The organism is Sulfitobacter sp. SK025 (genome assembly GCF_003352105.1).
GTDB lineage: Bacteria > Pseudomonadota > Alphaproteobacteria > Rhodobacterales > Rhodobacteraceae > Sulfitobacter > Sulfitobacter pontiacus.
In genome coordinates this window covers 2,830,347-2,844,851 of sequence record NZ_CP025808.1, presented here as the reverse complement: position 1 = coordinate 2,844,851, position 14,505 = coordinate 2,830,347, and the positions used below count along the sequence as shown (strand labels likewise).

At 56.6% G+C, this 14,505-nt stretch carries 15 protein-coding genes and 1 tRNA gene; 4 read left to right on the top strand and 12 right to left on the bottom strand.

Annotation, left to right across the window (positions count from 1 at the left end):
• Positions 1–87: 87 nt before the first annotated feature.
• The 9 genes from argB to rpmH form a co-directional block, all read right to left on the bottom strand.
• Positions 88–951, bottom strand: a complete 864-nt coding sequence (gene argB / locus C1J04_RS13860) for an acetylglutamate kinase (RefSeq protein ID WP_174226614.1) — start codon at positions 949–951, stop codon at positions 88–90.
• A gap of 30 nt (positions 952–981) precedes the next feature.
• Positions 982–1,632 carry a ribosome biogenesis GTP-binding protein YihA/YsxC gene (gene yihA, locus C1J04_RS13855; RefSeq protein ID WP_005849761.1) on the bottom strand — a complete coding sequence of 217 codons (651 nt, stop codon included), beginning with the start codon at positions 1,630–1,632 and terminating at the stop codon, positions 982–984.
• A 3-nt stretch (positions 1,633–1,635) separates the two neighbouring features.
• Positions 1,636–1,932 (bottom strand): MOSC domain-containing protein, encoded by a 297-nt coding sequence (locus tag C1J04_RS19830; protein WP_009825285.1) that lies wholly within the window; start codon positions 1,930–1,932, stop codon positions 1,636–1,638.
• Positions 1,933–2,080: 148 nt separating this feature from the next.
• Positions 2,081–3,895 carry a membrane protein insertase YidC gene (gene yidC / locus C1J04_RS13845; RefSeq protein ID WP_009825284.1) on the bottom strand — a complete coding sequence of 605 codons (1,815 nt, stop codon included), beginning with the start codon at positions 3,893–3,895 and terminating at the stop codon, positions 2,081–2,083.
• A 115-nt stretch (positions 3,896–4,010) separates the two neighbouring features.
• On the bottom strand, positions 4,011–4,730 hold the full coding sequence (locus tag C1J04_RS13840; protein ID WP_009825283.1) for an EAL domain-containing protein: 720 nt from the start codon (positions 4,728–4,730) through the stop codon (positions 4,011–4,013).
• A 441-nt stretch (positions 4,731–5,171) separates the two neighbouring features.
• The gene (gene ttcA, locus C1J04_RS13835; RefSeq protein ID WP_009825282.1) at positions 5,172–5,999 is read right to left on the bottom strand and encodes a tRNA 2-thiocytidine(32) synthetase TtcA; all 828 of its coding nucleotides are present in this window, start codon (positions 5,997–5,999) and stop codon (positions 5,172–5,174) included.
• Between the two features lie 95 nt (positions 6,000–6,094).
• Complete coding sequence (gene yidD, locus C1J04_RS13830) at positions 6,095–6,316, bottom strand: membrane protein insertion efficiency factor YidD (protein ID WP_083779618.1); 222 nt, start codon at positions 6,314–6,316, stop codon at positions 6,095–6,097.
• The gene (rnpA, locus tag C1J04_RS13825) at positions 6,313–6,744 is read right to left on the bottom strand and encodes a ribonuclease P protein component (RefSeq protein ID WP_254655119.1); all 432 of its coding nucleotides are present in this window, start codon (positions 6,742–6,744) and stop codon (positions 6,313–6,315) included. Before rnpA ends, yidD begins: the two co-directional genes overlap by 4 nt.
• Before the next feature lie 25 nt (positions 6,745–6,769).
• Positions 6,770–6,904 (bottom strand): 50S ribosomal protein L34, encoded by a 135-nt coding sequence (gene rpmH / locus C1J04_RS13820; protein WP_005849748.1) that lies wholly within the window; start codon positions 6,902–6,904, stop codon positions 6,770–6,772.
• A gap of 298 nt (positions 6,905–7,202) precedes the next feature.
• On the opposite strand from rpmH, the gene C1J04_RS13815 reads away from it, so the two are divergent.
• The 4 genes from C1J04_RS13815 (at position 7,203) to C1J04_RS13800 (ending at position 10,903) form a co-directional block, all read left to right on the top strand.
• On the top strand, positions 7,203–7,937 hold the full coding sequence (locus C1J04_RS13815) for a TVP38/TMEM64 family protein (protein ID WP_009825278.1): 735 nt from the start codon (positions 7,203–7,205) through the stop codon (positions 7,935–7,937).
• Positions 7,934–9,352 carry a dihydrolipoyl dehydrogenase family protein gene (locus tag C1J04_RS13810; RefSeq protein WP_009825277.1) on the top strand — a complete coding sequence of 473 codons (1,419 nt, stop codon included), beginning with the start codon at positions 7,934–7,936 and terminating at the stop codon, positions 9,350–9,352. The genes C1J04_RS13815 and C1J04_RS13810 overlap by 4 nt, the downstream gene beginning before the upstream one ends.
• 11 nt (positions 9,353–9,363) lie before the next feature.
• A complete protein-coding gene (locus C1J04_RS13805) occupies positions 9,364–10,749 on the top strand; it encodes a sensor histidine kinase (RefSeq protein WP_009825276.1) in 1,386 nt (461 codons plus the stop codon).
• Positions 10,750–10,826: 77 nt separating this feature from the next.
• Positions 10,827–10,903: transfer RNA gene (locus C1J04_RS13800), tRNA-Arg, on the top strand.
• A gap of 207 nt (positions 10,904–11,110) precedes the next feature.
• On the opposite strand, the gene C1J04_RS13795 is transcribed toward C1J04_RS13800, so the two are convergent.
• From C1J04_RS13795 to C1J04_RS13785, 3 genes are all read right to left on the bottom strand, one after another.
• Positions 11,111–12,358 carry a saccharopine dehydrogenase family protein gene (locus C1J04_RS13795; RefSeq protein ID WP_009825275.1) on the bottom strand — a complete coding sequence of 416 codons (1,248 nt, stop codon included), beginning with the start codon at positions 12,356–12,358 and terminating at the stop codon, positions 11,111–11,113.
• Between the two features lie 30 nt (positions 12,359–12,388).
• Positions 12,389–13,483, bottom strand: a complete 1,095-nt coding sequence (gene nspC / locus C1J04_RS13790; protein WP_009825274.1) for a carboxynorspermidine decarboxylase — start codon at positions 13,481–13,483, stop codon at positions 12,389–12,391.
• A gap of 127 nt (positions 13,484–13,610) precedes the next feature.
• On the bottom strand, positions 13,611–14,471 hold the full coding sequence (locus tag C1J04_RS13785) for a MurR/RpiR family transcriptional regulator (protein WP_009825273.1): 861 nt from the start codon (positions 14,469–14,471) through the stop codon (positions 13,611–13,613).
• Positions 14,472–14,505: the final 34 nt, after the last annotated feature.

The following is a 14,505-nucleotide window of genomic DNA, read 5'->3' as shown; positions in this document are numbered from 1 at the left end:
TCCTTAATGTATCGGCCGCATAAACAAGAAGCTCAAACAGCCGGAAACAGGGGAGGGGGCAATATGCAATAATCAAAGACGTCGTTGTTACTGGCCGCGGATAATGCTCCCTGCACCATGTTCGGTGAAAAGCTCCAACAAGCAGGCGTTAGGGGCTCTCCCGTCCAGAATCACCGCTGCGCGGACGCCACCGTCGATCGCATCAAGCGCAGTTTGCGTTTTGGGTATCATACCACCGGCAATCGTTCCGTCTGCCACCATCTCGCGTATCTGGCTCGCTGTTAGCTCCGTCAGTACGTCGCCTTCGGCATTCTTCACGCCTGCGACGTCGGTAAGCAGCAGCAAGCGGTCTGCCTTCAGCGCAGCTGCAATCGCGCCCGCCGCAGTATCGCCGTTGATGTTAAATGTTTCGCCGTTGCGGCCCATGCCAAGGGGCGCAATCACCGGGATAATCCCTTTGTCGGCCAGATCGCGTAGCAAACGGGGGTTTACTTCGGTCGGTGCGCCAACCAACCCCAGCTCTGGGTCCTCTTGGTCACAGATAATAAGGCCGCTGTCCTTGCCAGACACACCGACGCAACGCCCACCCTGTGCCGTGATCGCTTGCACAATGCGGGCGTTCACAAGGCCCGACAGAACCATTTCAACGATTTCCATCGTGGCAGCGTCGGTCACCCGTTTGCCGTTTACGAATTCGGACTTGATGTTCAGCCGGCCGAGCATGTCATTGATCATCGGGCCGCCGCCATGAATGATGACGGGGTTCACGCCGACCTGGCGCATAAGTGCTACGTCGCGCGCGAACTCTTCCATCGCATCGTCGCTGCCCATGGCGTGACCGCCCAGCTTTATAACAACGGTCGCGTCAGCGTAACGCTGCAAGTAGGGGAGCGCTTGGCTCAGGGTGCGTGCGGTGGCGATCCAGTCGCGATTCATGTCTTGTTTTCTCATTCTCTGCCTCGGTAAACGCCGAAGTGCTCGTCACTCCAACGTCGCGATAATGGCACGGAGCGTAGGGATGCCCCAGCCCTTTTCAGAAGACGTAACCACGATTTCGGGGTAGGCGGCTGGGTGCTTGGCAAGCGCACCACGGACCTGATCCAGAACCTTCTGACGCTCTACTTCTTTAACCTTGTCGGCTTTCGTGAGGACACATTGAAAAGTCACGGCTGAGCTATCTAGCAAAGACATGATTTCGTCATCAACCTTCTTCACACCATGCCGCGCGTCGATCAGCACAAACGCACGGCGGAGCGTTTGCCGACCTGAAAGGTACTGTTTCAGCAACCGTTGCCATTTTTCGACGACGGGTAGAGGGGCGTTTGCATAGCCATACCCGGGCAAATCGACGAGGTAGTGATCGTCGGCCGCGGTAAAATAGTTGATCTCTTGAGTGCGCCCCGGCGTGTTGGACGCTCTTGCCAGCGCTTTTGTGCCCGTCAAGGCATTGATCAAAGTCGATTTACCAACGTTTGATCGCCCTGCAAAACACACCTCCATCCGGTCGGCGGGTGGCAGGCCGTCCATCGCGACAACGCCTTTCACAAACAGCGTTTCGCCTGCAAATAGCATGCGGCCTTTTTCGGCTGCATAGGCATCAGGCTCTTCGGCGATGCTAAATTGGACTTGCATGAGTTAAAGTACCTTTACCTGGTCGCTAATTGCGACGGAGCCCGTGTGAATGACCTCAGCGTATACGCGGAAATCTTGGTGACCCCAAGTGCTCAATACGCGCAACATGTCGATGTCGCGCTCGCCGTTGAGTGGATTCGCGGTGGTCGCTTGGCACCGCTTGATGGTTTCCCGTACGCGTAGGACAGTTTCGCCAGCTGACACGTCGTTCCCGACCCAATCAAGCTCGCTCCATGGTGTTGTAGTATCAAACCAAATGGTGCTTTTGACCCGGTGCTCAGATTTGCACAATGCGCCCATTCGGTCTCATCTAGACGCGTCGCGCCATGCGCCACCGCCCAGGTCTGGTTCCACGGCATCGACTGCCCCTGGGAGGGCGCTGTATGATCCAGCTCTTCGCGACCATTGCTTTTGAGCGGGTGGCGATAGAGCTGGTTCACTGTTGTCATTATTTCGGATCACCCTTCCGTCCGAATTTCATGCTGCCTTTAATATTCCCTAGGATATCGGGCTTATAGCCTTGGCTGCGCATGATCAGATACTGCTGCGTAAAGGTAATCGTGTTGTTTGCGATCCAGTAGACAACGAGGCCAGATGCGAAACCGCCAAGCATGAACATAAACACCCATGGCATCCAGGCAAAGATCATCTGCTGCGTGGGATCCGTAGGGGCCGGGTTCAGTTTCTGCTGCAGGAACATGGAAATACCCAGCAGCAGCGGTAGGATCCCGATAAAGACCAAGGCAAGAACGGTCCCTGCTTCGGGCGCAGCCCATGGCAGCAGACCATAGAAGTTGAAGATAGATGTCGGGTCTGGGGCGCTCAAATCCTGAAACGGGCCGAAGAAGGGGGCGTGGCGCAGCTCCAACGTGACGAAGATCACTTTGTAGAGGGAAAAGAAAATCGGGATCTGCAACAAAATCGGCAGACAGCCGGCGGCTGGATTCACTTTCTCGCGTTTATATAGCTCCATCATGCCCTGTTGAAGCTTTTGACGGTCGTCGCCTGCATCCTTTTTCAGCTTCTCCATCTGTGGCTGAAGCTCTTTCATCTTCGCCATCGAAACGTAGGATTTATACGCAAGTGGGAAGAGCAGAGCTTTGATCAGCAACGTCAGGCCGATGATCGCGACACCCATGTTGCCGATCAGCAGGTTTAGATGGTGAAGTACCCAAAAGATCGGTTTGGTCAGGAAAAAGAACCAGCCCCAATCGATGGAGTCGATAAATTTGTACACGCCTTGCGCCTCATAGTCGCGCAGAATTTCCCATTCTTTGGCACCGGCGAACAACTGTGTGGTGACCGTTGCTGTCTGCCCGCTTGCGACAGTTTGCGTCGGCATCACGGATTCGGTTTGAAAAATCTCAGTGCGTGGCAGGTATTTGACCGTTAAGCGTGTTGGCTGTTCCGGATCCGGGATCAGGTTGGTCATGAAATAGTGCCCGGTGAAGCCGATCCAGCCGTTGGTTACACCGTCAATACGTTTGGATGGCACGCCGTTCACGACATCCAGCTCGGGAATATCATCCCAAGCGGTCTCAAGCAGTTCACCATTGTTCATGGCGACAAGACCCTCGTGAAGAATGAAGAAATTCTGCGCGTCGCTTGGAATACCGTGGCGTGCAATTAGCCCGTAAGGTGCAAGCGAAACCGTGTTTTCGGAAGTGTTCTCAACCTTCTGTTCGATCTTGAACATATAGTTTTCGTCGATTGAGATGGTGCGTGAGAAAAGCTGACCGGCGTCGTTGTCCCAAGTGAGCGTGACCGGGGTTTCGACTGACAGCGTTTCACCTTGGCTAAGTGTCCAAAGGGTGTTTGGTCCTGGAACCTGTTCAGGGGCAATCCCCGCACCTGGAGCCCAGCCGTAAAGCGCATAGTAGGCGTCGGGTGTGCCTGCAGGTGATAGCAAGCTTACGATGGGAGAATCTTTTTCGATAGTTGTATTGTAATCCTTCAAATGAAGGTCATCGACCCGCCCCCCTAGCAGTGAGATTGAGCCGGAAATGCGCGCCGTTTCAACGGGAATACGCGGCGCTTCTTCGAGAGCTGCCGTTGCCTCGTCCGACGCATCGGTCACATTGTCGGCTGCGCCTGCACTTGAAGGGACAATAGCTTCTGTCGAGGTCGCGTCCGTCACTTGCTGTGTGGCAGCTGGGTCAGTGATGGTTTCGGTTTCCGGAGGCGGAAACAACAAGAACCACCCTAGGATGACTATGAAACTTAGAACCGTCGCGAAAATGAGATTCTTGTTTTGATCGTCCATGTGACCGTCACCTGATGCCTGTAATATCAGCGTGGGTTCAACAGAGTAAGGCACCAAAGGTCAAGTAGATTCGCCTTTTCCCCTTTGGTGCACACTGATCTGCCGAAGCCAAACATCAACGAATGCCACCCACCACACTGGGCAGACGTGTCAGTTTTTGGCTATGTGTATGCATCCAAGTGGTCGCTTCGTATATCTGCATGGGCGGCGCGATGCCGTCGCCTTGAACATGGTCGCAGCCCAGTTGAGACAATAAGCTATGCTCTCCGGCGGTTCGTATATCACAAGCCAGGGTTTCGACGCCCAAATCATGAGCCATCGCAACTACCGCTGACAGGATGCGGCGACGGTTGGGGTGTTTATCAACGTCATTGGTGAGAGATGGGTCGATAATCGCGAGGTCAACGCCGCATTTTTGAATAATCTCAACGCAGTGCGGACCGCTGCCGAAACCGTTAAGCGCGATACCGCATCCTAGCGTACGAAGGTCACGGCATGTAGAAATGAGTGGGTGAGAAGGCGTATGCTGACAAAGGTGTTGCGGCAGGGCTAGTCGCAAAGTCGCGGTTTTGACGTCAAGACGATCAAGTTCCCATTCCAGTTTTGCCGCCAGCTGCGCGTCATCCACTTGCTCGGTAGAAAGGCTGCATGTGATGATAATAGGAAAGTGAGACGCTCGTTGCAGGGTTTTGGCCCTGTGCAGCGCGTGAGTCAGATTGCTGAAGTGACTGAAAGGAGTTTCATCCTCTGCAATTTCCGAGGCGTTGAGCGGCGCGGCCATATCGGTGTTCATGCTGGTGTGGCAGGTCGGAACTGCAGAGAATCCGGTGATCATGCCGGAATGGGTGGATATCTGAGGCTGGAATAGCACTTGAGCGTGCTGCATCGGTTCCCGAGGTGTAGGATCGGTGCCGCCGCTTGGTCGGGCAGTGGACGTCCTATCCAGGGGGTGCGTTCGCATTGGTTCTGATGGTGTACTACGCCACCTATCTGAAGCCAAATACAGCAAAGGGGGGGCGATAAAGCCGATGAAAATTAACCCCTGCCAGCCGAACCAAAGCACGGACAACGCAAACCCCAGCAAAAGCACGAGGCCAGCGGGTAAATGGCGGCGGGTTGTGCTGCGCCTCGAAAGATTGGGTTTAAGATCGTGTTGCAAATGAAGCCTCGGCTGACAGTGTTACCGTCATACCGATAGCCCTTGCCTCTGACCAAAAGATTAATGTTCTGTTTTTGATCTACAGAATTTGAATAAAACTCTCAGCTTTTCGAGGGTTTACTTGTCCCGAGTGAGGCCCGCAAAATCAAACAGGTTCGGGTCCAACAGATGCGAAGGGCGTGCGTTCATCAGCGCGCGGAACATCACCTGACGGCGTCCGGGGCTATTCGCCTCCCAGCCGTCTAGAATCGATTTTACCTGCTGGCGTTGCAGACCGTCTTGCGAGCCGCACAAATCACACGGAATGATTGGATAATTCATGGCAGTAGAGAATTTTTCGCAATCGACCTCCGCAACATGGGCGAGGGGGCGGTATAGGAACAGATCGCCTTCTTCGTTCACGAGTTTTGGCGGCATGGTCGCCAAGCGCCCGCCATGAAACAGGTTCATGAAAAACGTCTCTAGGATGTCATCACGGTGGTGGCCTAGGACAACAGCGGTACATCCTTCTTCGCGCGCGATGCGATAGAGGTGCCCCCGACGAAGCCTACTGCACAGCGCACAGAATGTGCGGCCCGCGGGTATTTTATCCATGACGATGGAATAGGTATCTTGGTATTCGATGCGGTGTTTGACACCCATCTTTTCAAGAAACGCGGGCAAGACCGTGGCGGGGAAATTGGGCTGGCCTTGATCGAGGTTGCAGGCGACCAGTTCGACGGGCAGAAGACCGCGCCATTGGAGCTCGTGCAAGATGGCCAGCAGGGTGTAGCTATCTTTTCCCCCGGACATGCAAACCAGCCATTTGCCGCCGGATTCGATCATCCCGTATTGCTCAATCGCCTCGCGCGTTTGTCGCACAAGACGTTTGCGCAGTTTGCGAAACTCGGTGCTTTGGGGGGCACCGTTGAAGAGCGGGTGAATATCTTCGGGATGATCAAGCATGGGCTTGGCTTAGTGCAACTGAGTTTGCCGATCAAGCGCCAGTGCATGTGTATGGCGGCGATTGGTGATGTAAAGAAAGGAGAGAAGCAGAAGGGCTAGTCGGGTACGTTGTCGATGCCGCTATCGCCCCAAGGGTGGCAGCGAGCGATGCGCCGCAGGGTGAGCCAGCCGCCCTTGATGCCGCCATGCCTAGCAAGTGCTTCCAGCGCATATGCGCTGCATGTCGGGTGGTATCGGCAGTTGTGGCCAACCCAGGGGCTAAAGACGAGGCGATACCCTTTCACAGGCAGTGCCAAAACGCGCGCCAAAGGGGTCACTTTTTTGTGCCAGAGCGTTGCTTGCCGTGCAGGATCCCCAAGGCTTTGGTGAAATCCGACTGCAATTTGTCAAAAGGGAGGGATGCCGTGGCATCGCTGCGACCTACGAGGACATAGTCCATACCGTCGCGTCCCTCGTGAGGGAGCGTCAGGCGTGCGACTTCGCGTAGACGTCGTTTGGCCCGATTGCGCGCGACGGCGTTGCCCACTTTTTTAGAGCAGGTGAACCCAACCCGTATGCCATCGGCTTCGCCCGCTGCGCGTTTACGCATCTGCAGGATGAAACCGGGCATGGCGACCCGAGGGGCGCGGGATGCCCGTTGAAAGTCGGGGCGATTTTTGAGCGTTTGCACACGTAAAGAAACCGCCGGAAGCGTTTCCTCTGGTGTGGCGATGCTGCCATCCATAGGTGCCTCCGGCGGTGTCATATCTTTTTGAAACCGAGGTCGCGTATTACGCGCTCAGTTCCTTCCGGCCTTGTGCACGGCGCGCGTTGATGATCTTGCGACCCGCTTTGGTTGCCATGCGTGCGCGGAAACCGTGGCGCCGTTTGCGCACAAGGTTTGAAGGTTGATAGGTGCGTTTCATCGCTCCGACTCCACTTTATACTTTAGCACGCGACCAGATTCGGCGCGTCACTGTCATTTCAAGCCCTGCTCCTAAAGCTGCAGCACGGGCAAGTCAAACCCTTGGTGCCGTTATTTCGGCCTTTGCAACAAATTAAGCCAGCTTATCTGCGCAATGTTACAGTTTTCTTGGGAATTGCCGTGACATCGTCATAAAAGCCGCCTTCACATCAACCACACGTGAGCACCCTATCTGACTGGCGATATTTGACCCATCTAATAAGGAGCAACTTATACCCTTTGGAAAGTGACCCGACAATATGTCCGCACAAGCCTCTGAAAAGCCTTCGTGGTTTCGCTACTTGCCCTTTGTGGCCATCTTGGCGGTCGCGGTGATCGGCTATTTCGCCCTGCGCGATTACCTTACCTTCGAGACGCTGCGCGACAACCGCGAGGCGTTGATCGCTTTTCGTGACCAGCACTATGCGCTGACGATCCTCGTGTTCCTGGGTATTTATATCATGATTGTGGGGTTCTCCCTTCCAGGGGCGAGCGTGGCAACAATCACTGGCGGTTTTCTATTCGGGACAGTGTTCGGCGTTCTGGCAAATGTCACCGGCGCGACACTGGGGGCGGTCGTGATCTTTCTTGCCGCGCGTATGGGTCTCGGAGAGACATTGAAGGCGCGTATGGACGCGTCGGAGGGGCTTGTGCGGAAGGTCAAAGCGGGCATTGACGAAAACCAGTGGTCGATGCTTTTCTTCATACGATTGGTGCCCGTGGTCCCTTTCTTTGTGGCGAACCTTATTCCTGCCTTTCTGGGCGTGCCTCTTTATCGCTTTGTGATCTCTACCTTTCTAGGGATCATCCCCGGGTCGCTCGTGTTCACCTCAATCGGTGCTGGGCTGGGTTCCGTTTTTGCACGGGGCGAAACACCAGACTTCGGCATTATATTCGAACCTCACATCCTGCTTCCCATTCTGGGGCTTTGCGCTTTGTCGGTGCTGCCCGTCGTGTTGAAAGCTGTCACCGGCAAAAAGGAACTTTTGAAATGAACCGCATCAAAACCGACCTGTTGATCATTGGCGCAGGCTCCGGCGGGTTGTCCGTCGCGGCGGGGGCGTCGCAAATGGGGGCGGATGTTGTGCTGCTTGAAGGGCACAAGATGGGCGGCGACTGCCTGAACTTTGGTTGCGTGCCGTCGAAGGCGCTGATTGCTACGGGCAAGGCGGCCTATGGGCAGCGGCACAGCGCGGAATATGGCGTGGCCAATGCGGCGGGCGAGGTGGATTACGCCGCTGCAAAAGATCATGTGGCGGACGTGATTGCGCAGATCGCGCCCGTCGACAGCCAAGAACGCTTCGAAGGCTTCGGGGTCAACGTGATCCGCGAGTACGGGCGCTTCATCTCCGAAGACGAAGTGCAGGCCGGAGATACGGTGATCAAGGCGCGGCGCATCGTCATCGCGACGGGATCATCGCCGCTGGTACCCCCGATTACAGGTCTGGATAAAACGCCATACGAGACGAACGAGACCTTGTTCAATCTGCGCGAAAAGCCCGAGCATCTGCTGATCATAGGTGGCGGGCCGATCGGGATGGAAATGGCGCAGGCCCATATACGCATGGGGTGCAAGGTTACCGTGATCGAGGGAGATAAAGCGCTTTCAAAGGACGACCCCGAACTTGCCGCCATCGTTTTGCAAACGCTTAAGGACGAAGGCATCGAGATTGCAGAAGGTGCGCAAGCCGCTGAAATCCGTGGGGATGTCGGCGCGATAGAGGTGGAAGCAAAAGACGGGCGCGTGTTCAAAGGCTCGCATCTCCTGGTGGCCGTCGGCCGCAAGGCAAACTCGGATCGTCTGGATCTGGAAAAGGCGGGGATCGAACCGATCAAGAACGGGATCAAGGTTGACGATTCCCTGCGCACCACCAACCGCAAGGTCTATGCCATTGGCGACGTCGCAGGCGGGATGCAATTTACCCATGTCGCGGGCTATCACGGCGGCGTCGTGATCCGGTCGCTAATGTTCGCGCTGCCTGCCAAGGCGAAGACGGCGCATATCCCGTGGGCCACCTACACCGACCCAGAACTGTCGCAAGTCGGCCTGACCGAGGCGCAAGCCAAAGAGAAACACGGTGACAAGCTGGAGGTCGTGCGCTTTCACTATAAGCACAATGATCGCGCCATCGCGGAGCGTAAAACCAAAGGTTTGATCAAGGTCATGGTGGTCAAGGGGCGCCCCGTGGGCGCAAGCATCGTCGGTTACCAAGCAGGAGAGTTGATCAACCTGTGGGCTTTGGCGCTGGCAAATAACATGAAAATGAGCCAGATTGCGTCTATGGTTGCACCTTACCCTACCATCGGCGAAATCAACAAACGTGCGGCGGGGGCGTATTTCAGCCCGCGTCTGTTCGAAAGCGATTTGGTCAAGACTGTCGTTCGACTGGTGCAGCGGTTCATCCCATAAAGCGCGCGCCTATGCTCAAATCCCTCTCTGGCAGGCTTCTTATTCTGACCACCATCTTTGTGATGCTGGCAGAAGTGTTGATCTTTGTGCCCTCTATCGCTCGGTTTCGCGAAGAATACATGATGAACCGGCTGGAGAGGGCGCAGATCGCGTCGCTGACCCTGCTCGCAAGCGATATGATCGACCCCGAGCTTGAGGCAGAGCTGTTGCGCACCGCGCAGGTGTTTAATGTGGTGCTGCGGCGGGACCGTATACGGCAATTGGCACTGTCGTCCCCGATGTCGCAGACCATCAAAGAGACATACGATCTGCGCGATGCCTCCGCATGGGTGTTGATTCGCGATGCGTTCCATCAGCTCGCCGAAACAGAGCCGGGGGTGATCCGCGTGATCGGTGCCCCGGTGCAGGATGCGGGCCTGCTGATCGAAATCACGATGGAGGCGGGCTCCTTACGGACCGCCATGATCGACTATGGTATTCGCATTCTGGTGCTTTCTGCCGCCATCTCGATGATCACGGCGTTTTTGCTGTTTCTGACCATGCGGGCGTTTTTGCTGAAACCGATCAAGGGTGTGGTCGGGCATATGCAGAACTACGCGCTTGCCCCCGAGGATGCGCGACGAATCATTTCGCCTTCCGCTGGTGTGACAGAGGTGCGCGAGGCCGAAGAAGCTTTGATGAAGCTTGAAACCGAACTGACCCAAGCCCTGCGCCAGAAAGAGCGTCTGGCGCAGCTGGGGCAGGCGGTGAGCAAGATCAGCCACGATCTGCGTAACATCCTGACATCGGCACAGCTGTTTACCGACCGGATCGAAATGTCCGAGGATCCGACGGTCAAACGCATGGCCCCGAAGCTGGTCAGCTCAATCACCCGCGCCGTGCACCTGTGCGAATCCACGCTTGCCTTTGGCCGTGCGGAAGAGCCAAGCCCGACACTGACGGTCACGCCACTGTTGCGCATCGTTGATGACGTTGTTGATAGCGAGCGGCTGGCGATCAACGGGGCGGACCTGACGTTCACCTGCGACGTGCCGCAAGATTTGCACGTGCGCGCCGATCCGGAGCATTTGTTCAGGGTCTTGGCGAATCTCGTGCGCAACGCCCGACAGGCGATCATCGCCACGGGTAAATCTGGCGAAATCATCGTTGCTGCCAGTGAACAGGCCAGCGACTGGGTGATCCGCGTCAGCGACAACGGCCCCGGCCTTCCCCCCAAGGCGCGGGAGCATCTGTTTACTGCGTTCAAGGGCGGTGCGCGCAAGGGGGGCTCAGGTCTGGGCCTTGCCATCGCGGCAGAGCTGGTGCGCGGTCACGGTGGGACGCTCAAACTGTCAGAGACCAGCGCGTCGGGCACGGTATTCATCGTGACATTGCCCAAGGGCGACGGGTCTTTCTAATTTGTTTGAAGAAAATTCACGTTAGGCAAAAGAAGGGGTTGCAAACCCCCGCGCCCAGAACTAAACCCCGCCTTAACGGACCGATAGCTCAGCTGGATAGAGTACCTGACTACGAATCAGGGGGTCGGGGGTTCGAATCCTCCTCGGTCCGCCACTTTCAAACCTCGTTAGATTTTGAACTTGGCGGCACAACCGTCTGCATTTTTTATAATCAAATTGATCACCCTGCACGCATGATCGCGCGCTGGGCTGTTTGTGTTTAATCGTTTGATTTTATGGGGGTACGGCCCCTCGGGGCAAGGTAACCCGCGCGGGTGCAAGGGCGCGCGGGCTGTTGGTGTGGGTGCCTCAGGCGGCAGGCTTAGGCGATGGCCTCGTCCCAGCCGGTGTCCTGATCCGCCAGTTTGACACGGGTCGGCAGACCGATGGTGTCGAGCAGGGCGAACAGCGGCTTTGGGTCCAGCTCTTCGACGTTCACCATCGTGCCGGTGTCATAGGTGCCATCGGCAATCAGCATCGCCATCGCCACGGGTGGCACGCCAGCGGTATAGGAAATGCCCTGGCTGCCGACCTCGTTATAGGCGTCTTTGTGATCGGCGACGTTGTAGACGAACACCTCAACCTCATTGCCGTCCTTGGTACCTTTGACCAGATCGCCAATGCAGGTCTTGCCGGTATAGTTCGGCGCAAGTGTCGATGGGTCAGGCAGCACGGCTTTGACGACCTTCAGCGGCACGACCTCGAGCCCTTCGGCGGTCACGACGGGCTGTTCAGACAGCAAGCCAAGGTTTTGCAGCACGGTAAAGACGTTGATATAGTGATCGCCAAAGCCCATCCAGAAGCGCACGTCGGCCTGCGGATAGTTCGCAGCGAGCGAATGCACCTCGTCATGGCCGGACATATAGGCCTTTTGCTTGCCAACGACAGGCAGGTCCCATTCGCGGCCGACCTCGAACATTTTGTTCTCTTGCCACGCGCCGTCCTGCCAGCTGTAGACCGTGCCGGTGAATTCGCGGAAGTTGATCTCGGGGTCGAAGTTGGTCGAGAAATACTTGCCGTGATTGCCCGCGTTGATGTCGACGATGTCGATGGATTTCACGTCGTCCATGAATTCGTCCACGGCGAAACGGGCGAAGGCGTTAACCATACCGGGATCGAAGCCTGCCCCCAGAATGGCGGTGGTGTTGGCCTTGGCGCAATCCTCGCGGCGTTTCCATTCGTAGTTGCCGTACCACGGGGGTGTTTCGCAGATTTTGGTCGGGTCTTCGTGAATGGCCGTGTCGATATAGGCGACGCCGGTGCGGATGCAGGCTTCGAGCACGGTCATGTTCACGAAGGGCGAACCGACGTTAATCACAATTTGCACGCCGAGGTCGTTGATCAGCGCCTCTACCGCGTCGCTGTCCATCCCGTCGACCGCATGGGCCTTGAATACGCCGTCCTGTTTCATCGCGCCTTTGGCATGCACGCTTTCAATGATCGCTTCGCATTTTGACACGGTGCGGCTGGCGATATGCAGATCGCCCAACACGTCATTATTTTGCGCGCATTTATGCGCCACGACCTGAGCCACGCCACCGGCGCCGATGATAAGAACGTTACGTTTCATGTATTCAGTACACCTCTTGTAAGGGAAGGGTTAGGAGAGGGCGGATTTGAAATCCTCGTAGTCGAATGACCGGACCGATGTGATCGTTCCATCAAGTTCACGAATGGCGATGCCGGGCATCTTGACGCCGTTGAACCAGTTCTTCTTGACCATAGTATAGCCCGCAGCGTCTTGAAACGAAATGCGGTCGCCGGGTTTAAGCGGGGTATCGAACTTGAATTCGCCAAAGATGTCGCCCGCAAGGCAGGATTTGCCGCAGATCATCCAGTCGTGGTCGCCGGTGTTCGGGGCCACTTTGGCGGGCTCGCGGTAGATCAGCAGATCAAGCATATGCGCCTCGATCGAGCTGTCGACGATGGCTAGGTTCTTGCCGTTGTGCAGCGTGTCGAGCACGGTCGTCTCCAGCGTGGCGGCACCGGTAATCGCGGCTTCGCCCGGCTCGAGGTAGACCTGCACGCCATAGGTATCCGACAGGGTTTTCAACCGCGCGGCCAGACGGTCCAGCGGGTAGCCTTCGCCGGTAAAATGGATGCCGCCGCCAAGGCTGATCCAGTCCATCCGGTGGATCGTGTCGCCAAAGCGGTCCTCGATCAACGTCAGCATGTCAGCGAAACGGTCAAAATCGTCATTCTCGCAGTTGTTGTGGAACATCAGCCCGGTGATGCGGTCGGCCACGGCGGCGATCTGCGCCGGATCATGTTCGCCCAAACGGCTGAAGGGGCGGGCGGGGTCGGCCAGATCGAATTCCGATGTCGATACACCGGGGTTCACCCGCAGCCCGCGCGTATGCCCTGCCGATGCCGCATCAAAGCGGTCCAACTGACCGATCGAATTGAAGATGATCTTGTCGCTATTGGCCAACACCTCGGCGATCTCGTCATCGTCGTAGGCCACTGAATAGGCGTGGGTTTCACCGCCGAATTTCTCGTACCCTAGTTTGACCTCGTAGAGCGAGGAGGACGTGGACCCATCCATATACTGCGCCATGAAGTCAAAGACCGACCACGTGGCAAAGCATTTCAACGCCAGCAAGGATTTCGCGCCGGATGCCTCGCGCAGCCAGGCGATCTTTTCCATGTTTGCCTGAAGGCGGGATTTGTCGATCAGATAATACGGGGTCTTCATGGCAGATCCTTTACAAAACGACGCAGACGCGGTGCGCGTTCCGATTAGGGGATGTTGCCGTTCAACGCAAACTCTGATGTGTCACGAATGGAGGACGCCGTGCCGGCGTGCGGGGGGCGGTTGACGCTTAGTTGCTGCGGAAAATGCGCGACTCGCCGATCATCTGTTCCAGCGCCGCGATCCTCTCGGCACTCTGGTCGGAGCTGCGCGATTGCACGTCGGCGACCAGCGCTTCAATCAGAAAGTTAATCGCCAGCGTTGAGTCCCAGCTCGACGGCACCTCGACCATGGCGCGGAAACAGTGGCGGGCGTGTTTTTCGATAGGCGACCCCCAAGCATCGGTGAACAGCACGATGGTCGCGCCTTGCTTGACCGCAAGATCGGCGAGCTTTTCCAGCTCTTTTTCGTAGCGGCGGATGTCAAACACGATCAACACTGAACCCGCGTCCATATCCAGCAAGGATTGTGGCCATGCACTGGGGGAGGAATCGAGCAGGGTGACCTGCGGCCGGATGATCTGCAGGTGGTTGAAAAAGTAATGCGCGTTGGACCGCGTGATCCGCCCGCCCAGCAGATAGAGCCTGTGCGACGGATCGGAAAGCAGCGCCGCAACCTCGTCGAATTCAGCCAGATCAAGCCGTTCAAGCGTGCGGTTCACATTGCCCGATACCGCCTGAATAAAGCGCGATACCACGTGATCGCTGCTGTCACCGGGGGTGTCGAGCTTGGCCAGCGGCTTTTTCATCCGTGCGCCGATTTCGTCGCGGATGGCGTCCTGCATATCCGAGAAACCATCGAACCCCAGCTTGCGCGCCAGCCGGATGATGGTGGGCGATGACACCTCGGCCAGCTCGGCCAGCCGTGTGATGGATTGCAGCCCCGTAAGCAACTGGTCGTCCAGCAGAACAGCCGACAGTTTACGCTCTGCCGCCGTTAGCTCGGTCTGCTTTTCTTTCAGCAGATCGCGGACCAGTGCTTTTTTGTGCAACTCATGTTCCTTTCGGTACAGCGCAGATCAGTGT

What these genes read in the sequence shown, in the direction of transcription:
- argB (WP_174226614.1), bottom strand. Translation starts at nt 951, where the DNA reads ATGAGAAAACAAGACATGAATCGCGACTGGATCGCCACCGCACGCACC.
- yihA (WP_005849761.1), bottom strand. Translation starts at nt 1,632, where the DNA reads ATGCAAGTCCAATTTAGCATCGCCGAAGAGCCTGATGCCTATGCAGCC.
- C1J04_RS19830 (WP_009825285.1), bottom strand. Translation starts at nt 1,932, where the DNA reads ATGGGCGCATTGTGCAAATCTGAGCACCGGGTCAAAAGCACCATTTGG.
- yidC (WP_009825284.1), bottom strand. Translation starts at nt 3,895, where the DNA reads ATGGACGATCAAAACAAGAATCTCATTTTCGCGACGGTTCTAAGTTTC.
- C1J04_RS13840 (WP_009825283.1), bottom strand. Translation starts at nt 4,730, where the DNA reads ATGATCACCGGATTCTCTGCAGTTCCGACCTGCCACACCAGCATGAAC.
- ttcA (WP_009825282.1), bottom strand. Translation starts at nt 5,999, where the DNA reads ATGCTTGATCATCCCGAAGATATTCACCCGCTCTTCAACGGTGCCCCC.
- rnpA (WP_254655119.1), bottom strand. Translation starts at nt 6,744, where the DNA reads ATGACACCGCCGGAGGCACCTATGGATGGCAGCATCGCCACACCAGAG.
- rpmH (WP_005849748.1), bottom strand. Translation starts at nt 6,904, where the DNA reads ATGAAACGCACCTATCAACCTTCAAACCTTGTGCGCAAACGGCGCCAC.
- C1J04_RS13815 (WP_009825278.1), top strand. Translation starts at nt 7,203, where the DNA reads ATGTCCGCACAAGCCTCTGAAAAGCCTTCGTGGTTTCGCTACTTGCCC.
- C1J04_RS13810 (WP_009825277.1), top strand. Translation starts at nt 7,934, where the DNA reads ATGAACCGCATCAAAACCGACCTGTTGATCATTGGCGCAGGCTCCGGC.
- C1J04_RS13805 (WP_009825276.1), top strand. Translation starts at nt 9,364, where the DNA reads ATGCTCAAATCCCTCTCTGGCAGGCTTCTTATTCTGACCACCATCTTT.
- C1J04_RS13795 (WP_009825275.1), bottom strand. Translation starts at nt 12,358, where the DNA reads ATGAAACGTAACGTTCTTATCATCGGCGCCGGTGGCGTGGCTCAGGTC.
- nspC (WP_009825274.1), bottom strand. Translation starts at nt 13,483, where the DNA reads ATGAAGACCCCGTATTATCTGATCGACAAATCCCGCCTTCAGGCAAAC.